This is a genomic window from Sphingomonas sp. PR090111-T3T-6A, from assembly GCF_000383095.1.
In the GTDB taxonomy this organism is placed as follows: domain Bacteria; phylum Pseudomonadota; class Alphaproteobacteria; order Sphingomonadales; family Sphingomonadaceae; genus Solisphingomonas.
Genome location: NZ_AORL01000004.1, coordinates 24,048 through 37,067 on the forward strand (window position 1 = coordinate 24,048; position 13,020 = coordinate 37,067).

Below are 13,020 nucleotides of genomic sequence, written 5' to 3' on the forward strand. Positions count from 1 at the left end.
CGCTATCAGGTTCAGCCATCCTTCCCCTCAATGAAAATCCCGTGACTTCGGGATGATCCGCACGTCGCGCGGATGGCGGGCGCGGGGGATGGGGATGATGGGAGCTGCCTCGCCCAACCCATCCAGAAGCGCGCTCAGGTCCACGATGCGGTTCGCCATCAGGTGGGTCACGCCTTCACTGCGCTGCACCTCACCCTCCGCCTGCATCAGCCGCGCGGCCATCAGCGGGCGGCGATAGCGTTCGAACAAGCGCGCCCAGAGCAGGATGTTCACGATCCCCGTCTCGTCCTCCAGCGTCGCGAAGATGGCGTTGCCCTTGCCCGGCCGCTGACGAACCAGCACCACGCCCGCCACCTTCACCCGCGCGCCGTTCTTCGCCTCCTCCAGCTCCTCGCTGCTGAGGATGCCCCGGCGGCGGAGCGTCGCGCGCAGGAACTGGATCGGGTGCGCCTTCAGGGAGAGCCGGGTGGTCTGATAGTCGGCGGTGACATGCTCGGCGAGCGGCATGGCAGGGAGCGCCACATCGGGCTCGTCGGCCAGCTCGCGGGCGCGGGCGGCGGCGAAGAGTGGCAGCTCGGCCGAGGCCGGCATCCGCCGCACCTCCCACGCCGCCTCACGTCGCGGCAGATCGAGCGACCGGCACGCATCCGCATCCGCCAGCAAACGGAGCGCGCGGGCGGGGAGCGCCATCGTCTCCTCGCCTTCGCCGCGCGGAACCCGCACGCGCCGGCCCAGCTCCTCGATGCCGGCGAAGGGGCCGTTCGCCGCGCGCTCGGCGGCGATGGCGTGGCCCCAATCCTCGCGGAAGCCGTCGATCTGGCGGAAGCCGAGGCGCAGCGCATGGCCCTTGTCGAGGCGGTGCCGGGCCGCGCCCCACGTCCAACGGGTGTGGACAGGGCCATCGGCAGCGCCGGCTTCGAGGTTGTTGTCCCAGGCGCTGTGGTTGACGTCGATCGCGCGGACCTCGACGCTGTGCTCCTGCGCGTCGCGGACGATCTGGGCAGGGGCGTAGAAGCCCATCGGCTGCGCATTGAGCAAGGCGGCCGCGAACACCGCCGGATGGATGCATTTGAGCCAGGCCGAGACATAGACCAGCAATGCGAAGGAGATGGCGTGGCTTTCGGGGAAGCCATAGCTGCCGAAGCCCTTGATCTGATTGTAGCAACGCTGGGCGAAATCGCGCTCATAGCCGCGCGCGGCCATGCCCTCGATCATCTTCGTCTCGAAATCGCCGATCGTGCCGACATTGCGGAACGTCGCCATCGCGCGGCGAAGACGGTTGGCCTCGTCGGGGGTGAAGCCGGCCGCGATGATCGCGAGCTTCATCGCCTGCTCCTGAAAGAGCGGCACGCCGAAGGTGCCGCCGAGCACGTCATGGAGTTCTTTCGGATCGTGCGGCGGTGCCGGTTCGGGAAACTCGAACGGCTGCTTCTTGAGGCGATATTCGGCCCGCCGCTGAAGATAGGGATGCACCATGTCGCCCTCGATCGGGCCGGGGCGCACGATCGCCACCTGTATGGCGAGATCATAGAAGCACTCCGGCCTGAGGCGCGGCAGCATGTTGATCTGGGCGCGGCTCTCAACCTGGAAGACGCCGATGCTGTCGCCGGTGCAGAGCATGTCGTACACCGCCGGCGCATTCTGTGGCACGGTGGCGAGCGTGAGATCGCCGAGGCCGTGTGCGCGCATCAGGTCGAACGCCTTGCGGATGCAGGTGAGCATGCCCAGCGCCAGCACGTCGACCTTCATCAGGCCGAGCGCATCGATATCGTCCTTGTCCCATTCGATGAAGGTGCGGTCGTCCATCGCGGCGTTGTGGATCGGCACCAGCTCGTCCAGCCGCCCCTGCGTCAGCACGAAGCCGCCGACATGCTGCGAGAGGTGGCGCGGCGCGTGGAGGAGCTGGCCGACGATCCAGTGCAGCCGCGCGAGTTCGGGTGCTTGCGGATCGAAGCCGGCATCGGTGAAGCGGCGGCCCTCCATGCGGCCGGCATAGCTGCCCCACACCATGCCGGTGAGCCGCGCGGTCACGTCTTCGGAGAGGCCGAGCACCTTGCCCACTTCGCGCACCGCGCTCTTCGGGCGATAATGGATGACGGTGGCGGCGATGCCGGCGCGGTGGCGGCCGTAGCGTTCGTAGATGTGCTGGATCACCTCCTCGCGCCGCTCATGCTCGAAATCGACGTCGATATCAGGCGGCTCGTTGCGCTCGGCCGAGACGAAGCGCGAGAAGAGCAGGTTGAACTCGGCCGGATCGACCGAGGTGATGCCGAGACAATAGCACACCGCCGAATTGGCCGCCGATCCGCGCCCCTGACACAGGATCGGCGGATCGAGCGAACGCGCATATTTCACCGCGTCATAAACGGTGAGGAAATAATAGGCGTAGTTGCGCTTGCGGATGATGGCGAACTCTTCGTCCAGCAGCGTGCGCACCTTGTCCGGAATGCCATCCGGATAGCGCTTCTGCGCCAGCCGCCAGGTCTCATGCTCCAGCCAGGCCTGTGGCTCCCAGCCTTCGGGGACGGGCTCGTGCGGATATTCATATTGAAGCTGATCGAGCGTGAAGCGGATGCGGCCGAGGATATCGGCCCAGCTGTCGATCGCCGCCGGAGCCTGCCGAAACAGCCGCGCCATCTCGGCGGCCGGCTTCAGGTGGCGCTCGGCATTGGCGAGGAGGCGGGTGCCGGCCTGCGCGATGGTCGTGCCCTCACGGATGCAGGTGACGATATCGTGGAGCGGGCGATGCTCGGGCGTCGCATAGAGCGCGTCGGTGGTGGCGAGGAGGGGGATGCCGGTGCGCGCCGACAGCGCCTGAAGCCGCGCGAGGCGGCGCTGATCGTCACCGCGCCGCGCCATGGTGGCGGCGATCCACAGCGGCGCGTGGCGGGCGAGGCGGCGGAGCAGGAACTCGTGGCTCTCGTCGGCCAGCGCGATCAGCAGCAGGCCGTCCGCATGATCGATCAGATCGGCGAGGCGCAGGTCGCATTCGCCCTTGGTCGCGCGGAGATTGCCGGTCGACAGCAGCCGGGTGAGCCGCCCCCAGCCGTGCCGATCGACCGGATAGGCGACGATGTCCGGCGTGCCATCGGTGAAGGCGAGCCGGGCGCCGAAGACAAGGCGGAAATCGGGCTGGGGCTCCTTCGCCTGCTCGATCCCGGCGCGCAATTCCTTCAGCGCGACATGGGCACGCACCACGCCCGCCACGGTGTTGCGATCGGCGATGCCCAGCCCCTTGAGGCCGAGCTTCACCGCCTTCACCACCATGTCGGCCGGGTGCGAGGCGCCGCGCAGGAAGGAATAGTTGGTCGCCGCGACCAGCTCGGCGAAGGCGGGGGCGTCGTCCGTGCTCATGCGAACAGCCCGTGGATGTACCAGCCGGGCCGATCCGTCTCGCTGCCGTAGAGGCCGTGGCGGAACAGCCAGAAGCGGCGGCCGCGCGCATCCTCCACCCGGAAATAATCGCGGGTGAGGAGCGGGCGCGGATGGGGGGCGGGCGGCATTTCTGCTGCTTCCTCCTCCGGATCGTCGCGGCCGGAATGGGAGTGGGCGACCGAGGGCTCGGGATCGGGCAGCCGCTCGACCTTCACCCGCCACCATTCGGACGCGATCCGCTCCGGCCCCTCGAAACGGGTGACGTCATGATGCGTGCGGCGCCAGCGGAAGCGGCGGGGCGGGCCGTCGGGCACCTCGGCCAGCACCTCGATCGGTTGCGGCGGGTCGAACAGGTGGAGCGGGCGGAGCGGCGGCTCGCCGGGCACGGGCGGCTCCCAGGCCGTGGGCGCGGGCCTGTCCATGGCGGGGAGGGGGAGCGCGCGCTGCTCGGGGATGTGCGTGTCGCGGGCCGCGAAGCGGCGGACGCGCCCGCGCCCCAGCCGCGTGCCGAGCCGGTCGACCAGTGCCGCCAGCACATCCTCGCTGACCGAGCCGCCTTCGAGCTGGAACTGCGACGCGCCAAGCGGTTCCACCTTGGGCACCGCCAGCCGGATCATGTCGAAGCCGAAGCCCGGATCGATCGGATCGGCAAGCGCATCGATCCGCTCCCGTATCAGCCGGACGATCAGCGCCGGGTCGCGCGTCGGCAGGCTCGTCTCGACGGCGAGATCGCGGGTGAGGCCGTCGCTGCGGTACAGGCGCGCGGCGAAGCGCCGGCCGCCGCTGTGTCGCTCCTCCAGCGCCCCGGCGGCCTCCCCGGCCAGCTCCGAGAGCGTCAGCAGCGCCGCCTCGGTGCGCACGATCGGTTCGGCGAAGCGCCGCTCGAACAGCAGGGCGGGGAGCGGCCGGCGCGGCACGATGCGGCTATCGGCGTGGCCGATCAGCCGGTCGAGCGCGGCCACCGTCTCCGATCCGAAGCGCGCGGCGATCGGAGCGCTCGGCCGCTGGGCGAGATCGCCGATGGTCTTGAGCCCCGCCCGGCCGAGCGCGACCTCCACCTCTTCCTCCAAGCGCAGCGCCGCGACCGGCAGCCGCCGCACGGCCGCCGCCTCGTCGGGCGCGGGCATGGTCTGATAGCGGGCGAGCGCCTGCGCCGCCTCGGGCGTGGCTGCCACGGCGTGGCGCAGATGGAGCCCCAGCGCGCCGATCCGCCGCTCGGCATCGGCCGCGAGCGCCGTCTCGCCGCCGAACAGATGCTCCGCCCCGCTGATGTCGAGCGTGATGCCGTCGGGCGGATCGAGCGCCACCATCGGCGTATAACGGTCGCAGCCGTCGGCGATCCGTTCCAGCCACAGCGCGTCGGCGTGCGGATCATGATCGATGGCGGCGAGTTCGGGGACGCGTGCGCGGGCGTCGGCGAGCGTCAGCCCCGGCAAAATCCCGAGCCGCAGCGCACGGGCGTCGACCGCGACGATGCGCATCGCCCCGCGCTGCTTCTCGACGAAGGCGAGGGGCTGGTCAGCCGGCGTATCGGGGTGCGTCGCCCGGAAACGATCCGCCGGCAGCAACGGCAGGAACAGCGCGAGGTAGCGACGGCTCGCGGAAGCGGACGCGCTCACGATCCCACTCCAGCCGCCAGCGCCCGCCGGCAGGGCCGCTGCGCTGGCGCAGCAGTTCGAGGTCGAAGGTGGGATGGCCGGGCGCGCCGGCTTCCAGCGCGGCCGAGGCGGCGGCGGCGACCGACCAGCGCGTCTGCGCCGCGCTCGGCCCCGGCTCGGCATCGGCGCGCAGCATCAGCGCGGTAACGCCCGAAGCCTCCGCTGCAACCGCCAGCCGACGGCTCGCGGTGAGATCCAGCGCACGGGGGCGGCGCCACGGCTCGATCACCGCCACGCCCACCTGCGGACAGCGCACCACCTCGGCCGCCGCGCGCAGCAGCGCCACCGGATCGGGCAGCACCACCAGCACCAGCCGCGACGGATCGAGCCCGATCTCGGCCAGCCCCGGCGGATGCAGGCGCCCCGCGCCACGCTCCGCCTCGTCCTGCCGGAGCCACAGCAATGGCGCGCCCGGCGGCAAGGCCAGCAGCGCCAGCATCGTCGCGAAACCCGCGACGGCGCCCGCATCTTCCGGCTGCTGCGCGAACAGCTCGTGCAGCCGTCCGCGCGCCAGCCCGCCCCCGATCGCGGCATCGATCGCGGCATGACCCAGCGCCGCCGGAGCGGGGGCGTCCGCCGTTCTCTGCCCCTCGATCCGGGCGATTGTCCCTCGCAAGGCGCATAGCGCTTCCACCGACTCGACCATAGAAATGTTCTCTCTATGTTCTAAGTCGCGCGTCTGGCCTCAGGGAGTCAAGAGGGGGCTCAGAAGTGGTAGGCGAGGCCGGCCAGCACCTGATGACGATCGAAGCGGCCATGCACCTGGCCGAGTTCCGTGTAGCGATATTCGACGCGGGCCGAGACGTTGGAGGTGAGCGCGCGCTCGGTGCCGCCGCCCAGCGTCCAGCCGTTGAGGTCGCTGGAACGGCTGATCGCCTCGGCCTGCTGCCCGATGGTCGTGGTGCGGACACGCACATTGGCATAGCCGGCGCGCGCATAGACCAGCGTCCTGGGATTGACGAGATAGCCGGCGCGCGCGGTGACGTTGATCTGGCGCTGAGGATCGATGCTGGCCGGCGTGCCGTCGACATCGCCCCGCACCGCGTCATGGATGCCGGCGTCGAGGCCCGCCTCGGCGCCGACCACCACGCGGGGCGCGAGCTTGTAATCATAGCCCGCGATCGCGCCGCCCGCGAAGGCGGACTTGCCATGGTCGACGACGACGCCGTTGGCGTGGCCGATGCTGTCATGGTTCAGGCCGGCCTCGACGCCGACATAGGGGCCCTGGAAGGGTTCGGCCAGCGCGGGAGCGGCGGCGAGCGAGGTGGAAGCGAGCGCGAACGCCGCGACGAGCGAGCGGGTCATGAGCGGTCTCCTGTCCGGTCGGCGACGGGGCCGGCCTCTTGAGGCTCATGTAGGACGACGCTGTCATTCCGGTCAGCCGGAATAAAATAGGAGGTTTTGTTCGATTTCCTGGAAATGTCGATGATGCGAGGGGCGGGATAGAAGATCGTGCCACTTTTGCATCGGATTTATGATGAGGGAGGAGCCGCGCTCGAAGAGCGGGAGAGATTCTCGCTTTTCCGGAAAAGGAAAGATCTTGTTGCTTCGTGTAGTTCGGTTTCGTTTCAAAACGAAACCATAATCAGTCCTTCACCAAATACCTCATTCAATTCAACCGAAGATATGCTATTCTCCAACGTTCATCCGAACGGGATGACGAGGAGAGAAGGTGATGGAACATATGGATCCATCGCTGTGCAGTGTGGAATGCCGTTTGCTGTGCCTGATGAGCAGCGTCTCGCTGGCCATCTCCGCCGCGGTGATCCTGTTGCTGACCTGATCCAGCCGTCCCCGCCGAAATCACTGGGCCTCAGCCGATCGGCGCACCCATATCATTCTTGTAATGGTGCCAGGTGAAGATCGCCGCCGCGCCCCTGTGAGGGCTCCAGCGTTCCGCGAGCGCGCGCGTCTGCTTCTCGCTCGGCCGTTCGGCGAGGCCGAGCAGCCGGCCCGTCTCGATCTGCACGGCGAGATCGCCCGCCGGCCAGATGTCCGGCCGCCCCTCCGCGAACAGCAGGTAAATCTCCGCCGACCAGCGGCCGATGCCCTTGATCCGCACCAGCGCCGCGATCGCCTCCTCGTCGTCGAGGGGCAGGCGCGCCAGATCCAGCTCGCCCGAACGCACCAGCCCCGCGAGGCTGCGGGCATAGCCGGTCTTCTGGCGCGACAGGCCGGCCGCGCGCAACGTCTCGTCACTGGCGGCCTCGATGCGCGCCGGGTCGTCGAGATCGCCGAGGGCCTCTTCCAGCCGCCCCCACACCGCGCGCGCCGAGGCGACGCTCACCTGCTGGCCGACGATGGTGCGCAGCAAGGTGGCATAGCCGCGCTCCGAGCTGCGCGGGCCGGGCAGGCCGACGCGCTCGATCGCGCGGGCGAAGGCGGGCTCCACGGCGGACAGCGCGTGAAGCGAGGCGTGAAGCTGATCGATCGAAAGGCCCATGCGCGGATATCGTCCCTGGCGCTTGTCTTGCAAAAAAGAGCCATCACCCATAGCCGGGCACCACGCGCCCGTCACCCGGAGGAGAATACATGCCGAAGTTGATCGTCGTTACCCGCGAAGGCCAGGAATCCACCGTCGAGGGCGAGGCCGGCCTCAGCGTGATGGAGGTGATCCGCGATCATGGCTTCGACGAGTTGCTGGCGATGTGCGGCGGCTGCTGCTCCTGCGCGACCTGCCACGTCTATGTCGACGATGCCTTCGCGGGAGAATTGCCCACGATGAGCGAGGACGAGAACGACCTGCTCGACAGCTCGGACCATCGCACGGCTACGTCGCGGCTTTCCTGCCAGATCCCCTTCTCCGACGCGCTCGACGGCCTGCGCGTCACCATCGCGCCGGAGGATTGAGGCGGCGAACCCCTCCCATCACCGGGAGGGGCGGTGTCCTCAGGCGGCGCGCGTCGCCGCGGCGTAGAGCGCGATGGCGGCGGCGTTGGAGATATTGAGGCTCTCCATGCGCGGGCTGATCGGCAGCTTGGCCAGGGCATCGCAATGCGCCTCGGTGTTCTGCCGCATCCCCTCGCCCTCCGCGCCGAGCACCAGCGCGAGCTTGCCGGGGTTCATCGCCTCGGGCAGCAGCATCTTGGCATGGCCGGTGAGCCCGACGCGCCAATAGCCGGCGTCGGCCATCTCATCGAGCGCGCGGGCGAGGTTCACCACGCGAATCCACGGCATGATCTCCAGCGCGCCCGAGGCCGAGCGGGCGAGCGCCCCCGATTCGGGCGGCGAGTGCCGGTCCTGCGTGACGATGCCGAGCGCGTCGAACGCCACCGCCGAGCGCAGCACCGCGCCGACATTGTGCGGGTCGGTCACCTGGTCGAGCACGAGGATGGGGCGTCGGTCGCTGGCGTCGGTCGCCATCTCGAACAGCTCGTCGAGCCAGCGATCGGGCAGCGGATCGCATTCGAGCACGAGGCCCTGATGCGGGGCATCCGACGGCACCATGCGGCCGAGATCGGCCACTTCGGCATATTGGATGGTGAGCATCGACGGCGACAGGCCGAGCGCTGCGATCGCATCGTGCGTGCCCCACAATTTGCGGAGCGTCCGCTCGGGGTTGGCGAGGGCTGCGGTGACGGCGTGACGCCCCCACAGACGGATACGGCCGGACTGGGCGGCGGAGGGGCGATGACCTTTGCGCATGATGGCCGCGCTTTTCTCCGCTCATGCGTTGACAGGCAAGAGTTCATTCGCCAATAGGCGCGCCTCGCCCCGGCGCAGGACGCTGGAAGGGTGGCCGAGTGGTTAAAGGCAGCAGACTGTAAATCTGCCCACGCAAGTGTACGCTGGTTCGAATCCAGCCCCTTCCACCACCGCCGGGGCGATACCCATCCCACGGATATCACGGTCATTTTCCGGCGGCGGTCGAGAGCCTTCCGGGCTTATCCCTTGCGGCCGATGACGAACGCGCCGTGATGGCCGCCATGGTTGCTGTGCTGGATGGTGAAGCGCTCGATTCCAGCGCGATAGAGCATCGCCATGATCTGGTTCAGATCATAATCGTACATCATCATCGTGCCCGAGCCCGGCGGCGTTTCAATGAGCGCCTTCATCCGCTCCCCGTCCCACGACACATAATCCATGCCGAGCCCGGCCATGGTGACGGCGCCGCGTTCCTTGAAGGTCGTGAACTGGACGGTCATGCCGCCACCCGGCGCCAGCCGGTCGAGCAGCTTCTGGAAGAGCGGCAGGCCGTTGGCGGGGTGGATGTGCTGGAACACGATCGTCGAGTTGATCCAGTCGACAGTCTCGGCAGGCACCGAATCGATCGCTTCGAAGATTTGGACGTTTGCCGGGACGTTCTTCCGCGCCTCCTCGCGCATGCCCTCGGCGACATCGATGCCGTAGACCTGATCCACGATCTCGGCGAGCGCGCGGCTGAGCCGGCCGACGCCGCAGCCGAAATCGATCACGCTCTTCGGCTGGAAATCGCCATAATGGCGGCGGAGCAGATCGAGCTGCCATCCGATATCGCCGCGTCCGGAAGCCCAGAAATGTTCCAGCCGCTCCGGCGTCAGATTCTCCCGAAAATATTCGAGGTGACTGAAAACGCCATAATAGGGCTCTCCGGCGATGCCTTTCCAGTCTTCGTCGGTGTCGCGTAGCATAAAAGCTCCGGATGAGTGGAGGAGTGTAAGGGCATTCCGAATTTATGCGCAACAGGAAAGCCGCCTCTTGAGTGATACGGGGGTATCTTCCGGATCCGTCGGCGGCTCTACGGGGAAATGGCGCTCGGGAGCGGTGCCCGGCCCACTAATGCGGCGTCACCACCTTCGCCTCGCCATCGGGCGTGACGACCGTCGAGCCTGGTGGAACCACGACCGTGGTCCGGTGATCGCTGCCGCAGCTTGCGAGGGGAAGAGCGGCGGCCAGAAGAAGCAGAAGCCTGCGCATCGCCCGGTCCTTTGTGTTGATCGGCGTTCGTAGAAGACTCTGGCCAGGGCCAATCGTTCCCTTCCGTCCCGCGGCGGGCCACGGCGCATTCCCATTTGCGTTTTCCGCCGATAGGTTCGCGCGCAAACCAGAATAGGGGATATCGATGCGCCTTCTGCCTGCCTGCCTGTTCGCCGTGCTGCCCGCCGCCGCCCTCGCCGCCGCCTCGCCCGAACCGGTGTTCAGCCCGCAGAGGATTTCCGACCATATCAAGACGCTCTCCTCCGACGCCTTCGAGGGGCGCGGCCCGGCGACGGCGGGCGAGGTCAAGACGGTGGCCTACATCACCCAGCAGATGCAGGCGGCAGGGCTGGAGCCCGGCGGCCCGCTCGTCAACGGCAAGCGCCAGTGGACGCAGGACGTGCCGCTGCTCCGCTCCGAGATCAGCGGCCAGGCGGCCGTCTCGATCGGTGGACAGGCGCTGACGCAGGGCAGCGAGATCGCGATCCGTGCCCCGATGAACGGGCAGAAGACCGTCGCGATCGCCGACGCGCCGCTGGTCTTCGTCGGCTATGGCGTGAACGCGCCCGAGCGGAAGTGGGACGATTTCAAGGGCGTCGACCTGCACGGCAAGATCATGGTCGTGCTGATCAACGACCCCGATTTCGAGACCGGCCAGGGCGATTTCGGCGGCAAGGCGATGACCTATTATGGCCGCTGGACCTACAAGTACGAGGAAGGCGCGCGGCAGGGCGCGGCCGGCGTGCTGGTGATCCACGAGACCGATCCCGCCTCCTATGGCTGGGCGACGGTCAAGAACTCGAACACCAATCCGCAGTTCGATATCGTGCGCAAGGACCCGGCCTCGGTCCACACCGCGATGGAGGCGTGGATCCAGCGCGACCTCGCCGTGCAGCTCTTCAAGGATTCGGGCCTCGATTTCGAGGCGCTGAAGAAGCAGGCGCAGACCCGCGACTTCAAGCCGGTGACGCTGAAGGCGACGCTGTCCGCGAAGTACGCCGCCGACACCGGCGTGATCACCTCGCACAACGTGCTGGGCCGCCTGCCGGGCGCCAGGCATCCCAATGAGACGGTGATGTATACGGGGCACTGGGACCATCTCGGCGTCGGCGCGCCGGATGCGAAGGGCGACCGCATCTATAACGGCGCCGTCGACAACGGTACGGGCATCGCCGAGCTGATCGAGATCGGCCGCGCCTTCGCTCATGCGCCGCGCACCGACCGCAGCCTCGTCTTCATGGCGGTGACGGCGGAGGAGAAGGGTCTGCTCGGCTCCGAATATTATGCCGCCAACCCGGTCTATCCGCTGGCGACGACGGCGGGCGTGATCAACATGGACGCGCTCTCGGTCGCGGGCCGCGCGCATGACTTCACCATCTCGGGCACCGCCAAGCTCGGCCTGCTCGACGACCTGATCGCGGAAGGCAAGAAGCAGAACCGCACCTACACGCCCGATCCGCGCGTCGAGGCGGGTGGCTTCTATCGGTCGGACCATTTCTCGATGGCCAAGCGCGGGGTTCCGGCGATCAGCTTCGGCTCGGGGCGTGACCTGCTGAACGGCGGCGTCGAGCGCGGCACCCAGATCGCCCGCGACTATACCCGCGATCGCTACCACCAGCCTGCCGACGAATGGTCGGCCGACTGGGATCTGTCCGGCATGGCCGAGGATGCGGACCTGCTCTACGATCTCGGCCGCGATCTGGCGAACTCGCGCCAGTGGCCGGACTGGTCGGCCGACAGCGAATTCCGCGCCGAGCGGGACAAGACGGCGGCGCAGCGCCGCTGATGGCAGCGATCGGCACCGGCCGCGACGAAGGGCTCAGCCGCGGCATCGGGACGTTCGGGCTGGCGGCGGCGACCGTGAATGCGGTCATCGGCGCCGGCATCTTCTCGCTGCCCGCCGGCATGGCGCGGGCGGCGGGGCCTTATGCGCTCGTCGCCTACCTGTTCTGCGCGGTGGCGATGGGTGCTGTGGTGCTGTGCTTCGCCGAAGCCGGCAGCCGGGTGCCGACCTCGGGCGGGCCCTATGGCTATGTCGAGCAGGCGTTCGGGCCGTTGCCGGGCTTCGTGATGGGCGTGCTGCTGTGGCTCGCCGCGGTGCTCGCCAGCGGCGGGATCGCGGCGGGGCTGGCCGATGCGCTGGCCCATTTCTTCCCGGTGCTGGCGGGAGCCTTGCCCCGCGCGGGGATCATCGTCGGCGTGCTGGGCGGGCTCACGCTGGTGAACCTCGCGGGTGCGCGCATCGCCTCGCGGCTGATCGCAGGGGCGACGGCGGTGAAGCTGCTGCCGCTGGCGCTGTTCGTGGGCGTCGGGCTGTTCTTCCTTGATCCGGCGAAGATCGGGGCGGGCGTCGCGCCCGATGCGGCGGGCGTGGGCCGCGCGGTGCTGCTTTCGCTCTTCGCCTTTCAGGGGATGGAGACGGCACTCGGCGTCAGCGGCGAGGTCGCCAATCCGGCGCGGACCCTGCCGCGCGCGCTGATCGGCGCGATGCTGTTCGTGACCATCGCCTATGTCGCGATCCAGATGGTGGCGCAGGGGTTGCTGGGCGCAGGCCTAGGCGCGTCGAAGGCCCCGCTCGCCGACGGCATGGCGACGATCGACCCGCGCCTCGGCCTGCTGCTGCTCGCCGGCACCGCGCTGTCGCTGGCGGCGTGGCTGGGGAGCGACATCCTCGGCGCGCCGCGCATGCTGTTCGCCTTCGCGCGCGACGGCTTCCTGCCGCGCGCGCTGGGCGAGGTGTCGGCGCGCAAGGTGCCGGCCAACGCCATCCTCGTCCACGCCGCCATCGCGATCACGCTGGCGGTGACGGGCACGTTCGAGGAGCTGGTGGTGCTCTCCTCGCTGGCCGGCTGCGCGCTCTATATCGGCGGCTGCGCGGCGGTGTGGCGGCTGAGGCAGCGCGACGTGGCGCTGGCGGGGCCGCCGGTCCGTCTTCCCGCACTGGGGCTTTGGGTGGTGCTCGGCATCGTCAGCATGGCGGCCTGCATCGCACTGGCGAGCTGGGCGGAGATCGGCGGGCTCTTCGCGGTGATCGCGGGATCGGTGCTGCTCTATGGGGCGGTGCGTCGGCGCTAGGGCCGGAAGAGTAAAG

11 protein-coding genes and 1 tRNA gene are annotated in these 13,020 nt (G+C 68.8%); 4 read left to right on the forward strand and 8 right to left on the reverse strand.

Annotated elements, in window-relative coordinates:
* Positions 1 to 27: 27 nt before the first annotated feature.
* The 5 genes from ST3T6A_RS0100585 to ST3T6A_RS0100610 all read right to left on the reverse strand — a co-directional run bounded on the left by ST3T6A_RS0100585 (position 28) and on the right by ST3T6A_RS0100610 (position 7,476).
* Entirely contained in the window at positions 28 to 3,354 is a 3,327-nt protein-coding gene (locus ST3T6A_RS0100585) for an error-prone DNA polymerase (RefSeq protein ID WP_019830936.1), read from the reverse strand.
* On the reverse strand, positions 3,351 to 4,994 hold the full coding sequence (locus ST3T6A_RS0100590) for a DinB/UmuC family translesion DNA polymerase (protein ID WP_019830937.1): 1,644 nt from the start codon (positions 4,992 to 4,994) through the stop codon (positions 3,351 to 3,353). Before ST3T6A_RS0100590 ends, ST3T6A_RS0100585 begins: the two co-directional genes overlap by 4 nt.
* The gene (locus ST3T6A_RS0100595; RefSeq protein ID WP_235785691.1) at positions 4,894 to 5,649 is read right to left on the reverse strand and encodes an ImuA family protein; all 756 of its coding nucleotides are present in this window, start codon (positions 5,647 to 5,649) and stop codon (positions 4,894 to 4,896) included. Before ST3T6A_RS0100595 ends, ST3T6A_RS0100590 begins: the two co-directional genes overlap by 101 nt.
* An 89-nt stretch (positions 5,650 to 5,738) precedes the next feature.
* A complete protein-coding gene (locus ST3T6A_RS0100600) occupies positions 5,739 to 6,338 on the reverse strand; it encodes an outer membrane protein (protein WP_019830939.1) in 600 nt (199 codons plus the stop codon).
* A gap of 508 nt (positions 6,339 to 6,846) precedes the next feature.
* The gene (locus tag ST3T6A_RS0100610; protein ID WP_019830941.1) at positions 6,847 to 7,476 is read right to left on the reverse strand and encodes a DNA-3-methyladenine glycosylase family protein; all 630 of its coding nucleotides are present in this window, start codon (positions 7,474 to 7,476) and stop codon (positions 6,847 to 6,849) included.
* A gap of 89 nt (positions 7,477 to 7,565) precedes the next feature.
* On the opposite strand from ST3T6A_RS0100610, the gene ST3T6A_RS0100615 reads away from it, so the two are divergent.
* On the forward strand, positions 7,566 to 7,883 hold the full coding sequence (locus ST3T6A_RS0100615; RefSeq protein ID WP_019830942.1) for a 2Fe-2S iron-sulfur cluster-binding protein: 318 nt from the start codon (positions 7,566 to 7,568) through the stop codon (positions 7,881 to 7,883).
* Between the two features lie 39 nt (positions 7,884 to 7,922).
* Here ST3T6A_RS0100615 and ST3T6A_RS0100620 read toward each other — a convergent pair whose 3' ends face one another.
* Positions 7,923 to 8,678, reverse strand: coding sequence for a TrmH family RNA methyltransferase (locus ST3T6A_RS0100620; protein ID WP_019830943.1), 756 nt, complete (start codon positions 8,676 to 8,678; stop codon positions 7,923 to 7,925).
* Between the two features lie 84 nt (positions 8,679 to 8,762).
* Here ST3T6A_RS0100620 and ST3T6A_RS0100625 point away from each other — a divergent pair.
* Positions 8,763 to 8,848 (forward strand) — tRNA-Tyr (locus ST3T6A_RS0100625).
* A gap of 69 nt (positions 8,849 to 8,917) precedes the next feature.
* On the opposite strand, the gene ST3T6A_RS0100630 is transcribed toward ST3T6A_RS0100625, so the two are convergent.
* Together ST3T6A_RS0100630 and ST3T6A_RS21305 are read right to left on the reverse strand one after the other, a co-directional pair.
* On the reverse strand, positions 8,918 to 9,643 hold the full coding sequence (locus ST3T6A_RS0100630; protein WP_019830944.1) for a class I SAM-dependent methyltransferase: 726 nt from the start codon (positions 9,641 to 9,643) through the stop codon (positions 8,918 to 8,920).
* A gap of 145 nt (positions 9,644 to 9,788) precedes the next feature.
* Positions 9,789 to 9,929: a hypothetical protein gene (locus ST3T6A_RS21305; protein ID WP_019830945.1), complete on the reverse strand. Its 141-nt coding sequence runs from the start codon at positions 9,927 to 9,929 to the stop codon at positions 9,789 to 9,791.
* 145 nt (positions 9,930 to 10,074) lie between these two features.
* Here ST3T6A_RS21305 and ST3T6A_RS0100640 point away from each other — a divergent pair, with 145 nt between their 5' ends.
* Both ST3T6A_RS0100640 and ST3T6A_RS18985 read left to right on the forward strand, forming a co-directional pair.
* Positions 10,075 to 11,715 carry a M28 family metallopeptidase gene (locus ST3T6A_RS0100640; RefSeq protein WP_019830946.1) on the forward strand — a complete coding sequence of 547 codons (1,641 nt, stop codon included), beginning with the start codon at positions 10,075 to 10,077 and terminating at the stop codon, positions 11,713 to 11,715.
* Positions 11,715 to 13,004: an APC family permease gene (locus ST3T6A_RS18985; protein WP_019830947.1), complete on the forward strand. Its 1,290-nt coding sequence runs from the start codon at positions 11,715 to 11,717 to the stop codon at positions 13,002 to 13,004. The genes ST3T6A_RS0100640 and ST3T6A_RS18985 overlap by 1 nt, the downstream gene beginning before the upstream one ends.
* Positions 13,005 to 13,020: the final 16 nt, after the last annotated feature.

What these genes read in the sequence shown, in the direction of transcription:
- ST3T6A_RS0100620 (WP_019830943.1), bottom strand. Translation starts at nt 8,678, where the DNA reads ATGCGCAAAGGTCATCGCCCCTCCGCCGCCCAGTCCGGCCGTATCCGT.
- ST3T6A_RS0100615 (WP_019830942.1), top strand. Translation starts at nt 7,566, where the DNA reads ATGCCGAAGTTGATCGTCGTTACCCGCGAAGGCCAGGAATCCACCGTC.
- ST3T6A_RS21305 (WP_019830945.1), bottom strand. Translation starts at nt 9,929, where the DNA reads ATGCGCAGGCTTCTGCTTCTTCTGGCCGCCGCTCTTCCCCTCGCAAGC.
- ST3T6A_RS0100585 (WP_019830936.1), bottom strand. Translation starts at nt 3,354, where the DNA reads ATGAGCACGGACGACGCCCCCGCCTTCGCCGAGCTGGTCGCGGCGACC.
- ST3T6A_RS18985 (WP_019830947.1), top strand. Translation starts at nt 11,715, where the DNA reads ATGGCAGCGATCGGCACCGGCCGCGACGAAGGGCTCAGCCGCGGCATC.
- ST3T6A_RS0100610 (WP_019830941.1), bottom strand. Translation starts at nt 7,476, where the DNA reads ATGGGCCTTTCGATCGATCAGCTTCACGCCTCGCTTCACGCGCTGTCC.
- ST3T6A_RS0100640 (WP_019830946.1), top strand. Translation starts at nt 10,075, where the DNA reads ATGCGCCTTCTGCCTGCCTGCCTGTTCGCCGTGCTGCCCGCCGCCGCC.
- ST3T6A_RS0100630 (WP_019830944.1), bottom strand. Translation starts at nt 9,643, where the DNA reads ATGCTACGCGACACCGACGAAGACTGGAAAGGCATCGCCGGAGAGCCC.
- ST3T6A_RS0100600 (WP_019830939.1), bottom strand. Translation starts at nt 6,338, where the DNA reads ATGACCCGCTCGCTCGTCGCGGCGTTCGCGCTCGCTTCCACCTCGCTC.